This window comes from Pseudomonas sp. MIS38 (genome assembly GCF_019891575.1).
GTDB classification, from domain to species: domain Bacteria; phylum Pseudomonadota; class Gammaproteobacteria; order Pseudomonadales; family Pseudomonadaceae; genus Aquipseudomonas; species Aquipseudomonas putida_A.
The window spans coordinates 109,883-129,417 of the sequence record NZ_JAFLXF010000008.1 but is presented as its reverse complement, the minus strand read 5'-3'; the positions used below and the strand labels follow the sequence as shown (position 1 = coordinate 129,417).

General features: G+C 58.3%; 16 protein-coding genes. 10 read left to right on the top strand and 6 right to left on the bottom strand.

The genetic code is table 11. The annotated features are described in order from the left end of the window. The 3 genes from J1G18_RS11825 to J1G18_RS11815 form a co-directional block, all read right to left on the bottom strand. Positions 1 to 1,359, bottom strand: a complete 1,359-nt coding sequence (locus J1G18_RS11825) for an ABC transporter ATP-binding protein (RefSeq protein ID WP_223007726.1) — start codon at positions 1,357 to 1,359, stop codon at positions 1 to 3. Further along, the gene (locus J1G18_RS11820; RefSeq protein ID WP_095668637.1) at positions 1,349 to 2,167 is read right to left on the bottom strand and encodes an ABC transporter permease; all 819 of its coding nucleotides are present in this window, start codon (positions 2,165 to 2,167) and stop codon (positions 1,349 to 1,351) included. The genes J1G18_RS11825 and J1G18_RS11820 overlap by 11 nt, the downstream gene beginning before the upstream one ends. Before the next feature lie 377 nt (positions 2,168 to 2,544). After that, entirely contained in the window at positions 2,545 to 3,531 is a 987-nt protein-coding gene (locus J1G18_RS11815; protein WP_223007725.1) for a glycosyltransferase family 2 protein, read from the bottom strand. Between the two features lie 312 nt (positions 3,532 to 3,843). On the opposite strand from J1G18_RS11815, the gene J1G18_RS11810 reads away from it, so the two are divergent. The 4 genes from J1G18_RS11810 (at position 3,844) to fabF (ending at position 8,586) form a co-directional block, all read left to right on the top strand. Beyond that, positions 3,844 to 5,838 carry a polysaccharide biosynthesis protein gene (locus tag J1G18_RS11810; protein WP_223007724.1) on the top strand — a complete coding sequence of 665 codons (1,995 nt, stop codon included), beginning with the start codon at positions 3,844 to 3,846 and terminating at the stop codon, positions 5,836 to 5,838. A gap of 110 nt (positions 5,839 to 5,948) precedes the next feature. After that, entirely contained in the window at positions 5,949 to 6,284 is a 336-nt protein-coding gene (locus J1G18_RS11805; RefSeq protein ID WP_223007722.1) for a ComEA family DNA-binding protein, read from the top strand. Positions 6,285 to 6,496: 212 nt separating this feature from the next. After that, entirely contained in the window at positions 6,497 to 7,294 is a 798-nt protein-coding gene (locus J1G18_RS11800) for an SDR family NAD(P)-dependent oxidoreductase (protein ID WP_098964929.1), read from the top strand. A gap of 17 nt (positions 7,295 to 7,311) precedes the next feature. Continuing rightward, positions 7,312 to 8,586 (top strand): beta-ketoacyl-ACP synthase II, encoded by a 1,275-nt coding sequence (gene fabF, locus J1G18_RS11795; RefSeq protein WP_223007720.1) that lies wholly within the window; start codon positions 7,312 to 7,314, stop codon positions 8,584 to 8,586. On the opposite strand, the gene J1G18_RS11790 is transcribed toward fabF, so the two are convergent. From J1G18_RS11790 to eat, 3 genes are all read right to left on the bottom strand, one after another. Beyond that, entirely contained in the window at positions 8,583 to 9,140 is a 558-nt protein-coding gene (locus tag J1G18_RS11790) for a TetR/AcrR family transcriptional regulator (protein WP_134787031.1), read from the bottom strand. The two genes, fabF and J1G18_RS11790, sit on opposite strands and share 4 nt — an antisense overlap. Positions 9,141 to 9,298: 158 nt before the next feature. Continuing rightward, positions 9,299 to 9,466, bottom strand: a complete 168-nt coding sequence (locus tag J1G18_RS11785; RefSeq protein WP_003226857.1) for a DUF2897 family protein — start codon at positions 9,464 to 9,466, stop codon at positions 9,299 to 9,301. A gap of 127 nt (positions 9,467 to 9,593) precedes the next feature. Then, entirely contained in the window at positions 9,594 to 10,958 is a 1,365-nt protein-coding gene (gene eat, locus J1G18_RS11780; RefSeq protein WP_007963671.1) for an ethanolamine permease, read from the bottom strand. A gap of 408 nt (positions 10,959 to 11,366) precedes the next feature. Between eat and kdpF the strand changes: the two genes are divergently transcribed. From kdpF to J1G18_RS11750, 6 genes are all read left to right on the top strand, one after another. Then, complete coding sequence (gene kdpF / locus J1G18_RS11775) at positions 11,367 to 11,456, top strand: K(+)-transporting ATPase subunit F (RefSeq protein WP_007963673.1); 90 nt, start codon at positions 11,367 to 11,369, stop codon at positions 11,454 to 11,456. A gap of 8 nt (positions 11,457 to 11,464) precedes the next feature. Then, the gene (gene kdpA, locus J1G18_RS11770) at positions 11,465 to 13,159 is read left to right on the top strand and encodes a potassium-transporting ATPase subunit KdpA (protein ID WP_027612451.1); all 1,695 of its coding nucleotides are present in this window, start codon (positions 11,465 to 11,467) and stop codon (positions 13,157 to 13,159) included. Positions 13,160 to 13,169: 10 nt separating this feature from the next. Continuing rightward, the gene (gene kdpB / locus J1G18_RS11765; RefSeq protein ID WP_223007718.1) at positions 13,170 to 15,233 is read left to right on the top strand and encodes a potassium-transporting ATPase subunit KdpB; all 2,064 of its coding nucleotides are present in this window, start codon (positions 13,170 to 13,172) and stop codon (positions 15,231 to 15,233) included. A 228-nt stretch (positions 15,234 to 15,461) separates the two neighbouring features. Further along, a complete protein-coding gene (gene kdpC, locus J1G18_RS11760) occupies positions 15,462 to 16,007 on the top strand; it encodes a potassium-transporting ATPase subunit KdpC (RefSeq protein ID WP_096794945.1) in 546 nt (181 codons plus the stop codon). Between the two features lie 127 nt (positions 16,008 to 16,134). Beyond that, positions 16,135 to 18,786 carry a sensor histidine kinase gene (locus J1G18_RS11755; RefSeq protein WP_135296298.1) on the top strand — a complete coding sequence of 884 codons (2,652 nt, stop codon included), beginning with the start codon at positions 16,135 to 16,137 and terminating at the stop codon, positions 18,784 to 18,786. A gap of 48 nt (positions 18,787 to 18,834) precedes the next feature. Beyond that, on the top strand, positions 18,835 to 19,533 hold the full coding sequence (locus J1G18_RS11750; protein WP_007963684.1) for a response regulator: 699 nt from the start codon (positions 18,835 to 18,837) through the stop codon (positions 19,531 to 19,533). Positions 19,534 to 19,535 lie beyond the last annotated feature (2 nt).

The following is a 19,535-nucleotide window of genomic DNA, read 5'->3' as shown; positions in this document are numbered from 1 at the left end:
TTATGCCAATTCTTTGTAATTTGCTTCGCACTTAAAGCTAACCGGCCCCGTCGCTATATTGTCCATCACGGGCAATACGCGGAACATGCAGGCATCAATCAAGCGATGAAGGTAAGTCTCACCTTCCTCAATCAATCCAACGACGCCCGCGTTCATAAAGTATGTTCCCGGATTCAAGTTGCAGTGGAATTTGAACTCAACCTGCATCTGAGTGTTGTTAGATACGGCAGCTACCGAGTCCTGAAGTCTAGAGGCGCTGGTGCTGCCTCCAAGTTCGACGCCGCCTAGTGACTTGATCATCATCCCAAAACGCACTGCAGTCGCAGCAAGTTCAAAGTTAACTTTGTAGCGATAGCAGTAGATACGGCCGCGCTTCAGGCAGTTCACTTGTTCGCCGGCTTCACTGAATATCTGCGCTTGAGAGATCAAAGCGCCATGAGACTCGTATGACAGGATGCTTTTGGAAACAAGATTTGGATCAAAGAACTCGTCGAGGTCGTAGTCTTCGCTCGCTTCAGTATTCTGCGACTGGTCTTCCGCGAACGTCCATTCCGTATCAGTCTGTGGACCTTCCGGTGTTGAGTTCCTTATCTCCTCCCGCAATGTGCTGACTTTTTCATTCGGGGCGTAGAGCAGTTTCTGGTATTGACCAACGATAAATTTGGGTGGCCCTTCAGCGAGTTTTTCTCCGCCGTCGAGCAGTATTGCTCGATCACACAACTCGATGACAGTATTCCCGGAATGAGATACGAACAGAATCGTTGCACCAGTAGATTTGATAGCTTCGATTCTTGCGAAGCATTTGCGCTGAAATCTTTCATCCCCAACTGACAGCGCTTCGTCGACAATTAGTATCTGTGGGTCAACGTTGATCGCGACGGCAAATGCCAAGCGAACCATCATGCCGCTTGAGTATGTTTTTACAGGTTGGTTGATGAAGTCGCCGATCTCGGCAAAACGCTCGATATCTTCAAATCGCGCGTTTGTTTCCTCTCTGGTCAAGCCTAGAACCGCTGCGTTCATGTATACGTTTTCACGGCCGCTGAATTCAGGATTAAAGCCCGAACCTAGTTCAAGCAACGCCGCCACTCGGCCGTGAGTAGTAATATTTCCTGAGGACGGATTAAGTGTTCCGCAAATCAGTTGCAGAAGCGTGGATTTACCGCTGCCATTTCGCCCGACAATGCCAACAGTCTGGCCTTTCGCAATGGTAAAGGAAACATCTTTTACCGCCGGGAATTCACGGTAATAATGTTTTCTGCCCAGTGATAGCATTTGCAGTAGTCGATCGCGAGGCTTGTCGTAGATCTGGAACTTTTTGTTAAGTTGGCTTACAACAATCGCGCTTTCAGAGGACATCAGCAAATCCCTTACGTGTTTTCTGGAACCATACGAATCCTAGGTACAATACGATGCTTCCTATTAGGTAGCTGGTACCCAGTGCGGTGAAATCCGGCATTTGTCCACGAAACAGGATGGCTCGAGTATTTTCAATAGCCGGTGTTAGTGGGTTGGCTGACAGTAAGTAGCGATATTCGAGTGGTAGGGCGGTTATTGGATAAAAAATCGGAGACATGAACATCAAGACGGATGTCAAAACACCGATGATTTGACTCACGTCACGGAGGTAAACGCCCAGTGATGATAAGAACCAGACCAGGCCTAGGGTGATCATTGCCAGTGGGCCTAGAACGACGGGAAGCCACAGTGTGGTAAGTTCGATCTTTCCGAACAAAATGATCGACGCGGCTAACCAAACTAGGAGACTCACTACATAATGAAATAAGGCAGATCCGAACGTGACTACAGAAAGTATCTCCAGTGGGAATACAACTTTTTTCACGTAGTTAACGTTGCTGATGATCAGGCTAGGTGCGCGGTTTAGGCATTCAGCGAATAGGTTAAAGGTCATGAGTCCGGCGAAAAGCATTAATGCAAATTCGGTTTTGGATTCGCTATCAACACTCCAGCGTGCTTTAAATACTACGCTGAAAACAAATGTGTAAATAACCAACATAAAAATAGGGTTGAATAGTGACCATAGCATTCCCATGATGGAGCCTCTGTATCGGCCAATCACTTCACGTTTGATCAAGGCTGCAATCAAACCCCTGTTGCGCCAATTTGAGGCTAGTATTTCTCGAGGGCTAATGGAAAAAGTTTTCATGGTAACAAACACTCCGTTGTTTGTTTGTTCGTGTCGGTCAACGCATAAAAACACAAAATTCTGATATCCATCTGCTACTCAAAAAATGGGTTGATCGGGTGAGGCGGTGGTGCTCAGGGCGCGCGGGGCGTCTTTTTCAAGCAGATACCCTAACGGCATCGGTGCTTTGTCAGGGGCTCACAGTCTCCAGTGAGTAGCTTGAATGAGGAGGCGCTTCACGCTTATTGCCTCTGTGCGGCGTGCCTCGCCATTTGTTGGCGAGCTTAATACCGCCCGTGGCGGAAACACTTTATCACAGCTTAAAAATGGAGGCATCCGCTTTGGTGATTGGGCGACGAAGAGGGTGAAGCAAATGCAATATTGGAGAATTAATCGACTCAGATTTTTTTCAGAATAAGTGCAAAAAAGAGCAGGCAGTTTTCCACGGAGCCTTGTCGATATAACCCTGTTCTGAAAAATAACGTAATGCGTTTGACCAGGCCGGCCGACCGCAAAGTCTTATAAGCTCTGAAGGTAGCCTGATTTTCCGGGGACATGTGGTCGAGCATTCTGTCCAATAGTTGGCAGTTCATGTCGCCCCATGTAGTGAATTTTCCATCGGTAAATCTTTTGATTCTGAGAAATTTACTGTGCAGTCCGGTTTTGTTGCCGATCGCGTTGTTTTCATGTTGGCGATAATCGAGCGATGGAGCGTTTTCATATATTACGCGGCCGTCAGATGCTGTTACCAATAAGTACGCAAGCCAATCATGTGCGACGACTTGAACATCATCCGGAATGACCGCCATCAACGAGCGTGTCGAGCGATTTATCATCATGGTGTTGGCGCCAGCCAGACTTTGAACAAGGGCATTTTTGAACGTTGGTGGATACTTACGTAGTGGAGATAACCCTACGCAGCGTTGTTTGGCATCAATCAGTCTTACTCTTGAGCAGTATAGGCTCGGCTGATCAGGGTCAGTTTTCTGCAATTGCGATAGGCTTTTTTCGAGCTTTGTCGGATGCCAAATATCATCTTGGTCGCAAAAAGCGAAATAATCACCTTCGATTGATTTATTTTTTATTAATGAAAGAAAATTTTTGGCGAAACCTTGCTTCGGCCCTTCGTAAATCCTGAGTCGATCTATTCCAATGGATTTCTGGAAATTGGCCAGCAGTTTGCAGGTAGCATCGGACGATCCGTCGTCGGAAGCATGAATAACCCACTGGGTGTGCGTTTGCTTGAGTATGGAGACAAGCTGCTCTTCGAGAAACCTTGCCCCGTTATAAGTGCACAACATTATGGCTATCAACGGGGTAGTGGTGGAGCCCTGCTGGTGGGCGTCAACCGGAGAAACCTCTTGAGTTTCCGAAGAGAAAGTCATGATTTTATCCGGTTGCGCAGATGAAACGTTCGCATTGTTTTCGTGTCAACTCAGGGAGGCGTCTGGGGCGTGAAAATGCAACGAGCATTTCGTGAATGCTGCTATGGTTTGATGTAGCCCTTGGGGGCCTATCTTAGCGGGTTCAGGCGGTAAAGGCTCGAGGATTTTCGCCGTCGATCGCGCAGGCTGCGAGTCTCCAGTGCTCGGGTTTTCAATTTCGATGGGGCGTCGACTGGCTCATCACGCATGTAGTTGAGTACAATCCGGGTGCTTGGAGCATGCAGGTCAACCAATCGTTCGCATGAAGGATATATGGACACAGTACGCACATTTCTTTTGAGCCTTCCGCGGCGACAGAAGCGCCTGATTCAGGTGGCAACCGATGTAGTCCTTGTCTGGGTTGCGCTCTGGCTGGCGTTCATCGTGCGCTTGGGCATCGATGATATGTACAACCCCCTGCGAGTTCACGTCTGGCTCTTCTCTTGCGCGCCAGTCGTCGCCATTCCGCTGTTTATCCGGTTTGGAATGTACCGGGCAGTCATGCGTTATTTCGGTAATGACGCACTTATTGCGATCATCAAGGCTGTGAGTCTTTCATCTCTGATTCTAGCTGTGATTGTCTATTGGTACAGCAATCATGATGCTATCGTCCCGCGTTCGATAATTTTTAACTATTGGTGGTTAAGCCTGGTCATTATTGGTGGGCTGAGATTGTGCATGCGCCAGTATTTCATGGGGGATTGGTTCACCGCTGCTCAGCATGTTCCGTTTACCAATCGTGATGATGGTCTTACCAAGGTTGCGATTTACGGTGCCGGCGTTGCGGGAAATCAGTTGGTCGCGGCGCTGCGCATGGGCCGTGTGATGCGGCCTGTTGCCTTCATCGATGATGATGCGAGCATTGCAGACCGATCCATTTCGGGACTTCAGGTTTACAAACCCAAACACATCCAGCAGATGATCGATGTCACGGGAGCGCAGGAGATTCTTCTTGCACTGCCATCTTCAACTCGTGCGCGGCGCAGAGAAATTCTGAATTTGCTTGAAAGTTTTCCGCTCCACGTCCGCAGTGTTCCAAATTTTACGGATCTAGCCAGTGGACGTGTCAAAGTCGAAGATATTCAGGAAGTAGACATTGCCGATTTGCTGGGGCGCGATGCTGTTCCTGCTGAACCTGACTTGTTGCAGCACTGCATAAAAGGCAAGGCTGTTATGGTGACAGGTGCCGGCGGTTCAATCGGATCCGAGTTATGCCGACAGATTTTTTCCTTGGAGCCGACTACGCTGATACTGTTTGACCACAGTGAGTTCAATCTTTATATGATTTTGTCGGAACTCGAGCAACGTAGTTGCAGAGAGTCCGTTTCGGTGCGACTGTTACCAATTCTCGGGTCGATTCGACATGAGGACAAGGTGCTCGATGTAATGAAAACCTGGAAAGTTGACACCGTTTATCACGCGGCGGCTTACAAGCACGTGCCTATGGTGGAGCACAATATTGCGGAGGGTGTTCTCAATAATGTAATTGGAACACTCAATACTGCTCAGGCAGCGCTTCAGTCTGGCGTTTCGAATTTTGTCCTGATTTCCACTGATAAGGCGGTCCGTCCAACTAATGTCATGGGGGGAACCAAGCGCTTGGCCGAGATGGTTTTACAGGCGCTTAGCCGCGAAGTGGCCCCTGTCATGTTTGGTGATAAGGCCAATGTTTCCAGAGTTAACAAAACTCGGTTCACGATGGTTCGGTTTGGCAACGTGCTGGGATCCTCTGGTTCGGTGATTCCGCTATTTCACAGTCAAATCAAATCAGGCGGACCTCTGACAGTCACTCACCCCAAGATTACCCGTTATTTCATGACGATTCCTGAAGCGGCGCAGTTAGTCATTCAGGCGGGGTCCATGGGGCTGGGAGGTGACGTATTCGTTCTGGATATGGGCGAGCCGGTCAAAATCGTTGAGCTGGCAGAGAAAATGATCCATCTGTCCGGTTTGAGTATTCGATCTGAACGTAATCTTCAGGGAGATATTTCCATCCAGTTCACCGGATTGCGTCCTGGCGAGAAACTTTATGAGGAGCTGCTGATCGGTGACAACGTCGCCGCAACACCACATCCGATGATCATGACCGCCAATGAAGATCATTTGTCTTGGGATGTCTTGAAGGCCCGGTTGAGCGAATTACTCGCCGCGGTTGAGCGGGATGATTATTCGCGAGTACGCCAATTGCTGCGTGAAACCGTCAGCGGTTATACCCCCGATGGCGAGATCGTTGACTGGATCTACCAGCAGCGCCGTCTCGAACCCTGATTGTTTCACATTCTGTAACGGACGCATTTTTGACTTGTCCCGATCATCGCCTAAGTTTGTAGAGCAGCTTCGGAAAAGCTGCTTTCTCAATTGATGATGGAGCGTCACTTATGCGTACCGGCTATTTCTACTCCCTGATTTTCGCCCTGCTGACCAGCGCCTCGATTGCCGCCATGGCTGCGCCTTCGGCTTCTTCTGATGCGAGCAAGGCGCCCTTGGTGATGGGCGTATCAGCTACTTCTGAAAATCATAAAGTCGATCTGAACGGTGCCGACGCGGCCACTCTGCAGATGGAACTGGCAGGAGTGGGTGAGGCCAAGGCGAAAGCGATTGTTGCTTACCGTGAAACAAACGGGCCGTTTACGTCCGTCGATGAACTGCTTGAAGTGAAGGGTATCGGCAAGGCGATCCTGGATCGCAACCGCGACAAGCTGGAAGTGAACTAAGCTGATTATTCAACGCCAAGGGGCCGGTCATTGACCGGCCTTTCTGCTTTCTGGTGGCAGCGATGCAACAGAGGGAGCGGCGTCGCGTTTGTCGGTGAGCTGAAAATTATGGGTATCATATTGTTTTTGGATTATGCCTATAATAATTTCCGTCACCTCCAGGCCTGTGAGCGTTGGAGGCCTATCTCCCAATATGTTTCAGGAGCGCTCTCATGAGTTCAGTCCAGTCTCAAGGTACCGCTGTCGTCACTGGCGCATCGTCCGGTATCGGTGCCGTCTACGCGCAGCGGCTGGCAGCGCGTGGTTTTGATTTGCTGTTGGTGGCACGCGATCAACAGCGTCTTGAAAGCGCTGCGGGCGAGTTGCGCGAAGCGCACGGTGTAAAGGTCGAAGTGCTCAAAGCCGACCTGACGCAAAAGGACGATGTCCTCAAACTCCAGCAACGCCTGCGCACTGATTCAGGCATCACGCTGTTGGTGAACAACGCCGGGGTGGCGGCCGATGGCCTGCTGGCCAATTCCGACGCCGAGCAACTGGAGCGTCTGATCCAATTGAACGTCACCGCCGTGACGTTGCTGGCCTCGGCAGCCGCCGCCAGTTTCGCCAAGGCTGGACGCGGCACGATCATCAATATCGCCTCGGTGGTGGCGCTGTTTCCGGAACGCTTCAATGCAACCTACAGCGCGAGTAAAGCCTACGTATTGAGCCTGACCCAGTCGCTCAACGCCGAGCTCGAAGGCACTGGCGTGAAGGTGCAAGCGGTGTTGCCTGGCGTTACCCGCACTGAAATCTGGGAGCGTTCCGGCATCGATGCCAGCGGCATTCCGGCGGAGATGGTGATGGAGGCCGGCGAGATGGTCGATGCGGCGCTCGCCGGTCTGGATCAGGGCGAGTTGATTACCATCCCGTCGCTGCCTGACGCAGGTGAATGGCAGGCCTTTGTGCGTGCACGACATGTCATGGCACCGAATCTGTCGCGCAGCTCCGCGGCTGAACGCTACAAAAATTGATCAGAGGTAACTGCGGTATGAGTCAGCGTCGAATTGTTGTCACCGGAATGGGCCTGGTTTCGCCTTTGGGGAGTGATCTCGAGATTGTCTGGCAGCGTTTGCTCGCCGGGCGCTCGGGCTTGCGCAATTTGCCGGAGGCGGTGAGCGCGGATCTGCCGACCCGGGTCGCCGGGATGGTGCAAACGGCGGCGGAGGACGTCGAGGCCGGTTTCGATCCGGATCTTGCCACGCCGCCCAAAGAGCAGAAGAAGATGGATCGCTTCATCCTGTTCGCCATGGAAGCGGCGCGCCAAGCGTTGGCGCAAGCCGGATGGCAGCCGTCCGAGGCCAAGGATCAGGAGCGCACCGCGACCATCATCGGCTCCGGTGTTGGCGGGTTCGGTGCAATCGCCGACGCCGTACGCACCACCGACAGTCGTGGCCCGCGTCGGCTGTCGCCGTTCACCATTCCATCGTTTCTGGTCAATCTGGCGGCCGGTCATGTGTCGATCCAGCACGCTTTGAAAGGCCCGCTCGGCGCACCGGTGACTGCTTGTGCTGCCGGGGTCCAGGCGATTGGCGATGCTGCACGGATGATTCGTGCCGGTGAAGCGGATATCGCGGTTTGCGGTGGCGCGGAAGCCTGCATCGATCGGGTCAGCCTGGCCGGTTTTGCCGCGGCGCGAGCGTTGTCCAGCGGTTACAACGACACCCCCGAACGTGCCTCACGACCCTTTGATAGTGGTCGCGATGGTTTCGTGATGGGCGAGGGCGCCGGTCTGCTGGTGATCGAATCGCTGGAGCATGCGCTGGCACGTGGCGCGCAGCCTTTGGCTGAGCTGGTCGGTTACGGCACCACTGCCGATGCCTATCACCTCACCGCCGGGCCGGAGGACGGCAGCGGTGCACGACGCGCGATGCAGTTGGCGCTGGCTCAGGCGGGTGTTGCGCCAGATCAGGTGCAGCATCTCAATGCGCATGCGACCTCGACGCCGGTGGGCGATCTTGGTGAGTTGGCAGCGATCAAGGCGCTGTTCGGTACGGAGAATAAAATCGCCGTGACTTCGACCAAATCCGCCACCGGGCATTTGCTCGGCGCTGCCGGCGGGTTGGAAGCGATCTTCACCTTGTTGGCCATCCGCGATCAGGTCGTCCCGCCGACGCTCAACTTCGACAATCCCGATCCGGCGAGTGCGGGTGTAGATATCGTTCACGGTCAGGCGCGGTCGATGCCAATCGAGTATGCCCTGTCCAACGGTTTCGGTTTTGGCGGAGTGAATGCCAGTGTGCTGTTCAAGCGCTGGCAGGCTTAGTCCTGCGATTGCTTGAGGTGATCGCGCGTGACGTCGAGGATGCGTTGGGCAAACTCGGCGTCAGCGACACTGCGTGACAGCAAGAGCGCGCCGACCAGCGTCGACATGATGACAATGGCCCGGTCGGCGTTGTTGTCGCCCTCGAGGGTGCCTTCGATTTGACTCAGTCGGGCATTGAGTACCGCATCACTGGTCGGGCTCGGCTGGCCGCGCAGACCCAGCTCTGAGGAAATGGTCAGCAGCGGACAGCCTTCGTGCGGGGAGGTCTGATGCCATTCGGACAGGTAGGTGTCGATAAACGCCTGCAGCGGCTGTTCCTTGGCAAAGATCTCGGCGCACAGACCATCGACTTGATCGCTCGCCTCCTGCAAGGCTTTTTCGACCAGTTCGTCCTTGGATTTGAAGTGTGAGTAAAAGCCGCCGTGGGTCAGCCCCAGTGCTTTCATCAGGGGTTGCAGACCGGTAGCACCAATGCCGTCTTTGCGAAATCGCGCCGAGGCTTCCTTGATGATCCGCTGATGGGTTTGAGCTTTATGATCTTGCGAGTAACGCATGTGGAACTCTCCGCAACAAGACCACCATCTTAACCAAGGTAAATGACATGGTGACTGTACTTCTACTTCTTAAAAGCGCGCCGCTGAGTCCAACACGATCCTTGGAGTTAATACTCCCACAAAAAACAAACCCCGCCGATTCAGGCGGGGTTCTTCGTTCAGCGATCCTGCGCGTCTTTGATGTCCGCTTCGGCGTTGCGCTGCGCAACGCGTTTGCGTTCTTCATCGGTCAGTTCAACCTTGTTGGCGGTGTCGCGCAGCATCATCAATCCGCCAACGATCGAGCCGATTGCAACGACCAGAATCAACCAGGCATACCAGGGCATAACGGCTCTCCTTAATGGCAGCTCGGCGGGCGAGGGTTTCGCCAGCGACGCTGCATACCACTTTGAGCGAAGTGAGTTCGCAGTGGTTCCATTCTAGGCCGGTTAAGCCCGGTGTACCCGAAATCCCTCAGCGGCCGGTCAGCATCGCATCGGCCGGAGCGTCAGCGCGCAGTTGCCCGGTGAGCAGGAAGTAGCCGAAGCCGACCGCCATGAAGCCAAGGAAAATCAGCCCGATCAGTGCATTGAACCAAGCCATGGCGATCAGGCATACCACTGCCAGCACCAGTGCGATCAGCGGAATCAGCGGGTAGCACGGCGCACGGAAAGTACGCTCTAGATTCGGTTCGGATTTGCGCAGTTTGAACAGGCTGAGCATGCTCATGATGTACATCACGATCGCGCCGAACACGGCCATGGTGATCATCGCCGCAGTGAGGGTCATGCCGCCGAGGTTGATCAAACCATCGCTGTAGATCGCGGCGATGCCGATGATGCCGCCGGCGATGATCGCCCGGTGCGGGGTCTGGAAGCGCGAGAGTTTCGCCAGCGACGCCGGCAGGTAACCGGCGCGGGCGAGGGCGAAGAACTGCCGCGAGTAGCCGAGGATGATCCCGTGGAAACTCGCCACCAGGCCGAACAGGCCGATCCACACCAGCATGTGCAACCAGCCGGAGTTGTCGCCGACCACGGTCTTCATCGCCTGCGGCAACGGATCGTTGATGTTCGCCAGGGTGCGCCAGTCACCGACGCCGCCCGCGAAGAACATCACGCCCATCGCCAGCAACACCAGGGTCAGGATCCCGCTGATGTAGGCCTTGGGGATCGTGCGCTTCGGATCCTTGGCTTCTTCGGCAGCCATCGCCGCGCCTTCGATGGCGAGGAAAAACCAGATCGCAAATGGAATCGCGGCGAACATCCCGGCAATCGCTGGCGGCCCGAACACATCGGAACCGGCCCAGCCATTCAGGGCAAAGCTACTGAAGCTGAACGCCGGTGCGACCACACCCATGAACACCAGCAATTCGATCACCGCCAGCACGCAGACGATCAGTTCGAACGTCGCGGCCAGTTTCACCCCGAGGATGTTCAAAGTCATGAACACGATATAGGCGCCGACTGCCGCGTGTTTCGGGTCGAGCGCTGGAAATTGCACATTCAGGTAGGCGCCGATCGCCAGCGCAATCGCCGGTGGTGCGAAAACGAATTCGATCAGCGTGGCCAGCCCGGCGATCAGCCCGCCTTTCTCACCGAACGCACGACGGCTGTAAGCGAACGGCCCGCCGGCATGCGGAATCGCCGTGGTCAGTTCAGTGAAGCTGAAGATGAAACAGGTGTACATCGTGGCGACCATGAACGAGGTCACCAGAAAACCCAGCGTGCCTGCCACGCCCCAGCCGTAACTCCAGCCGAAATACTCGCCGGAAATCACCAGCCCGACGGCGATGCCCCACAGGTGCAAGGTGCCCAGCGTGGGTTTGAGTTGTGTGTTCATGCGCTTGCTCCCGGAACGGTTTGGAAAGCTCGGGGGAGGGCGTGTGCAGCGGGCGTGCCATTGCTGGGAGTCAGGTCGTAATGCGCTGAAAGCTGTCGTATCGGGGATGTTCGCGGCTGAATGAGTGTTTTTTGTGCGCCAGTTGGGTGCGATGCTGGCAGTTATGCCGTCTTCGCGAGCAAGCCCGCTCCCACATTGGATCTGTGGCGTTCACAAATCCCCTGTGGCAGCGAGCTTGCTCGCGAAGAGGCCCGCCAACACGACGCAAAACCCACCTGTAACGAACGCATAAACCCACTCTTTACGCTTTCTTTATGCCCAGCTAACCCCCTCGGTCTCGTTCCTTTACAGCCTCCTTTCCGACAATGCCTCCACACGCGGCAATACGCCGTAAAACGGAGATCTTCCATGAGCGTTCTGGACGGGGTGTCCCTGCTGTTGGCAGCCGGGCTGTTCATTTATCTGTTGGTTGCGCTGTTGCGCGCGGACCGGAACTAGGAGCGGCTATGCACAGTTATGACTATTGGCTGATCCTCGCGTTTTTTGCGGTGGTCTTGCTGCCGGCGCCGTTCCTCGGGCGCTTTTACTACAAGGTGATGGAAGGTCAGCGCACCTGGCTGACGCCGATTCTCGGCCCGGTCGAGCGCGGTTGCTATCGGATTGCCGGGGTTGATCCGCAGGCTGAGCAGAGCTGGCAGAAGTACACGCTGGCCTTGCTCGCGTTTAACCTCGCCGGTTTCCTGCTGCTGTTCGCGATCCTGTTGTTTCAGGATCACCTGCCGCTGAACCCGCAAAACCTGCCGGGCCAGGAATGGACCCAGGCGTTCAACACCGCGGTCAGTTTCATGACCAACACCAACTGGCAGTCCTACAGTGGTGAAGCGACCCTCAGCTATCTGAGCCAGATGGTCGGCCTCACCGTGCAGAACTTCGTTAGTGCCGCCACCGGCCTGGCGGTGCTGGTTGCGCTGTGCCGTGGCATCGGTCGCAAGTCGACCAAGACCCTGGGCAACTTCTGGGTCGACATGACCCGCGCCACCCTCTACGGCCTGCTTCCGCTGTGCCTGCTGCTGGCGCTGTACCTCGTCTGGCAGGGCGTGCCGCAGACCTTCGCGCAATATGTGAACGCGGTGACGATGCAGGGCGTTGATCAAGTGATCCCGCTTGGCCCGGCGGCCAGCCAGATTGCGATCAAGCAACTGGGTACCAACGGCGGTGGCTTCTTCGGTGTGAACTCGGCGCATCCGTTCGAGAACCCGACCGCGTGGAGCAACCTGTTCGAACTCGCGTCGATCATTCTGATTCCGGTAGCGCTGGTGTTCACCTTCGGTCATTACGTGAAAGACCAGCGTCAGAGCCGCGCGATCATCGCCTGCATGCTCGCACTGTTCCTGATCGGCGGCGCGACTTCGCTGTGGGCCGAATATCAGCCCAACCCGGCGCTGAACAATGTCGCGGTCGAACAGACCGCGCCACTGGAAGGCAAGGAAGCACGCTTCGGTACCACCGCCACTGTGCTGTGGTCGGTGACCACCACCGCAGCATCGAATGGTTCGGTCAACGGCATGCACGACAGCCTCAACCCGCTCAGCGGCATGGTCGCGCTGGTCAACATGATGGTCGGCGAAGTGATCTTCGGCGGCGTCGGTGCCGGGCTCTACGGCATGTTGCTCAACGTGCTGATTGCGGTGTTCCTCGCCGGCCTGATGATTGGCCGCACCCCGGAATACCTCGGCAAGAAACTGCAGGCGCGGGAAGTGCAATTGCTGGTGGTGACCTTGCTGGTGATGCCGGTGGGCGTGCTGGTACTCGGCGCCATCGCGGCGGCTTTGCCTGGCCCGGCGGCGACCATCAGCAACCCCGGCCCGCACGGTTTCAGCCAACTGCTGTACGCCTACACCTCGGCCAGCGCGAACAACGGTTCGGCTTTCGGTGGCCTGAGTGCCAACACGCCGTTCCACAACCTGATGCTCGGTCTGGGCATGTTGATCGGTCGCTTCGGCTACATCCTGCCGGTACTGGCCCTGGCCGGCAGCCTGGCGATGAAGAAAACCGCACCGATCGGCCAGAACAGCTTCCCGACCCACGGCCCGCTGTTCGTGACCCTGTTGACCGTGACCATTTTGCTGGTGGGCGGCCTGACCTTCCTGCCGACTCTGGCGCTCGGTCCGATTGCTGAACACTTGAGCATGGGCTTCTAAGGAATCGATCATGAATATGCATGTTCCTGCAAAACCTGCGGTGCCGACGAAGTCGGCAGAAGCACCGAAAACCGCGATCTCGGCCCTGTGGCGTCCGGCGCTGGTGCAAGCCTTCGTCAAGCTCGACCCGCGCCAGCTGGTGCGTTCGCCCGTGATGCTGGTGGTCGAACTGACGGCGATTTTCACCACCGTGCTGTGCTTCATCCCGGACAACGTCGTGCCGACTTTCGTCGCCGCGCAGATTGCTCTGTGGTTGTGGTTCACCGTGCTGTTCGCCAACTTCGCCGAAGCCTTGGCCGAAGGTCGCGGCAAGGCCCGCGCCGACAGCCTCAAGGCTGGCAGCGAAGGCCTCAGCGCGCGGCGCAAACTGGCCAACGGCAGCTTTCAGGTGGTGCCTGCCGCCAGTCTGCGCAAAGGTGACGTGGTGCGCGTCGAAGCGGGGGAGATGATCCCCGGTGACGGCGAAGTCATCGAAGGGATCGCGGCGGTCAACGAAGCGGCGATCACCGGTGAATCGGCGCCGGTGATTCGCGAGTCCGGCGGCGATCGCTCGGCGGTCACCGGCAACACGCGCCTGGTGTCCGACTGGTTGTTGGTGAAGATCACCGCCAACCCGGGTGAGTCGACCCTCGATCGCATGATCGCCCTGGTCGAAGGCGCCAAGCGCCAGAAGACCCCGAACGAAGTCGCGCTGGATATCCTGCTGATCGGCCTGACCCTGATCTTCCTGCTGGTGGTGGTGACCCTGCAGCCGTTCGCCCATTTCGCCAACGGCAACCTGCCGCTGGTGTTCCTGGTGGCGCTGCTGGTCACGCTGATTCCGACCACCATCGGTGGCCTGTTGTCCGCCATCGGTATTGCCGGGATGGATCGTCTGGTGCGGCTGAACGTGATCGCCAAATCCGGGCGTGCTGTGGAAGCGGCCGGTGACGTGCATGTGTTGCTGCTGGACAAGACCGGCACCATCACCTTCGGTAACCGCCGTTGCAGCGCGGTGTATGCCGCGCCGGGCGTGAATGGTCGCGAGTTGGCTGAAGGTGCGTTGTTTGCCTCGCTGGCCGACGAAACGGCCGAAGGCAAATCGATCGTCGAGTACCTGCGCGGTCTGCACCCGCAAACCGAACCGGCGCTGGATACCTTGACTGCCGTGCCGTTCAGTGCGGAAACCCGTTTGTCCGGTGTCGACTATCAGGGCCGCGTGTACCGCAAGGGCGCAGTCGATTCGCTGCTGGCCTTCCTCGGTCAACAACGCTCCGATCTGGCCCCGGCGCTGTCGCGGGAAATCGACAAGATCGCGCAGAGCGGCGGCACGCCGTTGCTGGTCTGCGCCGACGGCAAGCTACTGGGTGCGATCCATCTCAAGGACGTGGTCAAGCCAGGCATTCGTGAGCGTTTCGCCGAGCTGCGCAAACTGGGGATTCGCACGGTGATGGTCACCGGCGACAACCCGTTGACCGCTGCGGCCATCGCGGCTGAAGCGGGCGTCGATGACGTGCTCGCCGAAGCGACTCCGGAGAAAAAACTGGCGCGTATCCGCCTTGAGCAGAACGACGGTCGTCTGGTCGCCATGTGCGGCGACGGTGCCAACGATGCCCCGGCGCTGGCCCAGGCTGACGTCGGCATGGCGATGAACGACGGCACGCAAGCCGCACGCGAAGCAGCCAACATGGTCGACCTCGACAGCGACCCGACCAAGCTGCTGGACGTGGTGCAGATCGGCAAGGAATTGCTGGTGACCCGTGGCGCGCTGACGACTTTCTCCATCGCCAACGACGTCGCCAAATATTTCGCGATTCTGCCGGCGCTGTTCGCCGCGATCTATCCGCAACTGGGCGTGCTGAACATCATGCACTTGACCAGTCCGCAGAGCGCGATCCTCTCGGCGATCGTCTTCAACGCCTTGATCATCGTCGTGCTGATTCCACTGGCACTGCGTGGCGTGCGCGTGCAGGCAGCGAGTGCCGCGGCACTGCTGCGGCGCAACCTGCTGATCTACGGACTGGGCGGGATTCTGGTGCCGTTCGTGGGGATCAAGGCGATCGACATGCTGCTCACGGCTTTGCATTTGGTTTGAGGTTGGAAGAGCCCCTCACCCTAACCCTCTCCCGGAGGGAGAGGGGACTGATCGAGGTGTTTGTAAGAGGCGTACCGACCTGGGATAGCGAGCCGAACTCAGGTCTGGAAAAGCGCAGAGATCGGCTCCCTTTCCCCTCGCCCCCTTGGGGGAGAGGGCTGGGGTGAGGGGGAAAAGATCTCCCTGGTACCCCGCAAAAGTTTGCCCAACGAATTCGAGGATTTTGCAATGTCCACAATGATACGTCCGGCCCTGAGCCTGCTGGTGCTGATGACCCTGATCACCGGCGTGGCCTATCCACTGGTGGTGACCGGCGTTGCGCAGGTCGCTTTCCCTGAACAGGCCAACGGCAGCCTGGTGCACGACGCCGATGGCAAGGTGCGCGGCTCGTCGTTGATCGCCCAGGATTTCGTCGGTGATGCGTGGTTCCATCCGCGCCCTTCGGCGGGCGCCTTCGCGACCGTTTCCAGCAGCGCCAGCAACCTGGCGCCGAGCAATCCGGCGCTGGCCACGCGGGTGATCGACGACGCCAACAAGTTGCAGGTGCCCGGCCAGGGGCCGGTGCCCTTGGCGCTGCTGACCACCTCCGGCAGCGGCCTCGATCCGCACTTGCCACCGGCGGCAATTGCCTATCAACTGGCGCGTGTCGCGCAAGCGCGCAACCTGCCTATGTCGACTTTGCAGCAACTGCTCGATGCGCACATCGAACAGCCGCTGGTGGGGCCGCCGGTGGTGAACGTGCTGGAGCTGAACATGGCGCTGGAAAAACTGTAATTCTGCGGCGCGGCCATTCGCGAGCAAGCTCGCTCCCACAAGAGCAACACTGAACCTGTGGGAGCGAGCTTGCTCGCGAAGAGGCCATAACTGGCAACGCATAAACATCTGACTGAAGAGATCAAGCATGAGCGACTCCGGCCGCGCCGACGCGCTGTTAGCAGACCTGCCCCGCGACGGCCGTGGCCGGCTGAAGATTTTCCTCGGCGCCGCCCCCGGGGTCGGCAAGACCTACGCGATGCTCCAGGCCGCGCACACGCAATTGCGCCAGGGCGTGAAAATCATCGCCGGTGTCGTCGAAACTCACGGCCGCGCGGAGACCGAAGCGCTGCTCGGCGGTTTGCCGCAGCAGCCGCTGGTGCGCTCGGAATACCGTGGCGTGATGCTCGAAGAAATGGACCTCGACGGCCTGCTCGCGGCCAAACCCAAGCTGGTGCTGGTGGACGAACTGGCGCACACCAACGCCCCCGGCAGCCGACATGCCAAGCGCTGGCAGGACATTCAGGAACTGCTCGCCGCCGGCATTGACGTCTACACCACGGTCAACGTCCAGCACCTGGAAAGTCTCAACGATCAGGTGCGCGGCATCACCGGCGTGCAGGTGCGCGAAACCCTGCCGGACTGGGTGCTGCAGGAAGCCTACGAACTGCTGCTGATCGACCTGCCGCCGCGTGAATTGCTGGAGCGTCTGCGCGAAGGCAAGGTCTACGTGCCGGAGCAGGCGCGGGCGGCGATCGATGCGTTTTTCACCCAGACCAACCTCACCGCGTTGCGCGAGCTGGCGATGCAAACGGCGGCCGCGCAGGTTGATAACGATCTTGCGCAAGGCTATCGCCAACTTGGTCAGGCAGCTCCGGCGGTGCGCGGGCGTTTGCTGGTCGGCGTCGATGGCGATGCGCATGCCGAACGCCTGGTGCGTCACGCCAGCCGCGTGGCCCAGCGCCGGCATTTGCCGTGGAGTCTGGTGCATGTCGACAACGGCACAGTGCGCGACGAGCAATCGCGCCTGCGCCTGCAAAATGCCCAGCAACTGGCCGAACGCCTCGGCGGCGAAGTGGTGTTGTTACGCGCCGGCGAAGTGGCGAAAACCCTGATTCAGCATGCTGCCGAACGCCGGGCGAGTCTGCTGCTGGTCGGCCAGTCGCGGCCGAGTCTGCGCCGTCGCCTGTTCGGTGGCGGGCTCGCCGCGCGTTTGCTGCGCCAGGCCCACGGCCTGGAAATCAACGTCCTCGACAACGACCATGAGCACCCGCAACAGCGCCTGCGAACGACGCCGACGCTGGTCTGGTTCGACTATCTGTTGGCGCTGGTTGCCACGCTGTTGGCCAGTGCCCTGGCCTGGGCGGTATCGAGTATTTTGCCGCTGCCGAACATCTCGCTGGTGTTCCTCGCGGCGGTGTTGCTGGTGGCGGTGCGCAGCAGTCTGGGCCCGGCGCTGGCCTGCGCGGCTTTGTCGTTTCTGACTTACGATTTTCTGTTTATTCCGCCGAATTTTTCCTTCGCCATCCAGCGCGAAGAAGATGTTCTGACCTTGCTGTTCTTCCTGCTGATGGCGGCGCTCACCGGCAATCTCGCGGCGCGTCAGCGGCGGCAGTTGCAGGCGTTGCGCGATACGCAGGAAGAGACCACGGAGCTGCTCGATCTGTCGCGCAAACTGACTGCGGCAACGGATCGTCAGGCGGTAGTCAGCGCTGCGGCGCAGCACCTCAACGGCTGGAGCGATCTGCAATTGTGCCTGCTCAACCGCGACGGGCAGGGCGGCTGGAAAGTCGAGACCGGCGGGCCTCTGGAATTCAGCGAATCGGAGCGCGCCGCCGCCGACTGGGCCTGGCAACACGATCAACCGGCCGGCATGGGCACCGGCACGCTGCCTTTCGGTCGCTGGTGGTGGTGGCCGCTGTCGGTGGAGGACGGGCCGCTGGCGCTGCTCGGGGTCTGCGCCAAAGAGGGCCAGACCTTGAGCGGCCAGCGTCGACGCCTGCTCACCGCGTTGAGTCAGCCACTGGCGCAGGCGCTGGCGCGGGCGCAACTGGCGGACGATCTGGAAGCCGCGCGCCTGCACGGTGAAACCGAGCAGTTGCGCAGTGCGCTGCTGGCCTCGGTATCGCATGATCTGCGCACACCGCTGACCGCCATGCGCGGCAGCATCGACAGCCTGCTGGCCCTCGGCGAAGCCATTCCGCTGGAGGATCGCCGCGAGTTGCTCGAAGGCACCCGCGACGAAGCCGAACGCCTCGATCGCTACATTCAGAACCTGCTGGACATGACCCGCCTCGGCCATGGTGCATTGAAGCTCGCGCGCGACTGGGTAGCGCCGGCGGACATCGTCGGCAGTTCGCTCAATCGCCTGCGTGCGGTGCTCGCGCCGTTGCAGGTCAGCACCGATGTGCCGTCCGAGTTGCCGCTGCTGTTCGTGCATGCGGCGCTGATCGAGCAGGCGCTGGTCAATGTGCTGGAAAACGCTGCACGCTTCTCGCCGCCACACGGGCGTTTGCAATTGAGTGCTGGTGCCAATAACGAAGAGATCTTCTTCACGGTCAGCGACGAAGGCCCGGGGATTCCCGAGGACGAGCGAGCGAAAATTTTCGACATGTTCTACACCGCCGCGCGCGGCGATCGCGGCGGGCAGGGCACCGGTCTGGGGCTGGCGATCTGTCAGGGCATGGTCGGCGCGCATGGCGGCCGGATCAGCGTCGCCGACGGCATCGACGGGCGCGGCACCAGCATCACCCTGCACCTGCCGTTGCAGACGCAACCGGGGATGGACAATGAAGCCTGATCGCGACTGCGCTACTCTCTTGCCAATCTTTTGTGTTGATGTGAATTCATGAGCCAGACCGCGACCATTTTGGTCATCGATGACGAACCGCAGATCCGTAAATTCCTGCGCATCAGCCTCGCCTCACAAGGCTACAAAGTGCTCGAGGCCGGCACCGGTGCCGAAGGCCTGGCCCAGGCGGCGCTGAACAAGCCCGACTTGCTGGTGCTCGACCTCGGCCTGCCGGACATGGACGGCCAGCAGGTGCTACGCGAGTTTCGCGAGTGGGCCACCGCGCCGGTGCTGGTGCTTTCGGTGCGGGCCAGCGAAGGGCAGAAAGTCCAGGCGCTGGATGGCGGCGCCAATGATTACGTGACCAAGCCGTTCGGCATTCAGGAATTTCTCGCCCGGGTCCGTGCGTTGTTGCGTCAGGCACCGGCCGGCGAGGCCCAGCAAGCGGCGCTGACGTTCGGCCCGTTGACCGTGGACCTGGCCTATCGACGAGTGCTGCTCGACGGTGCCGAAGTGGCGCTGACCCGCAAGGAATATGCGGTGCTGGCGCAACTGGCGCGGCACCCGGGGCGGGTGATCACCCAGCAGCAATTGCTCAAGGATATCTGGGGGCCGACGCATACCGAGGACAGTCATTACCTGCGGATTGTCGTTGGGCATTTGCGACAGAAACTGGCGGATGATCCGACGCGGCCGCGGTTTATTGTGACGGAGGCGGGGGTTGGGTATCGGTTGTTGAGTGAGAACAGCCTGTAGGT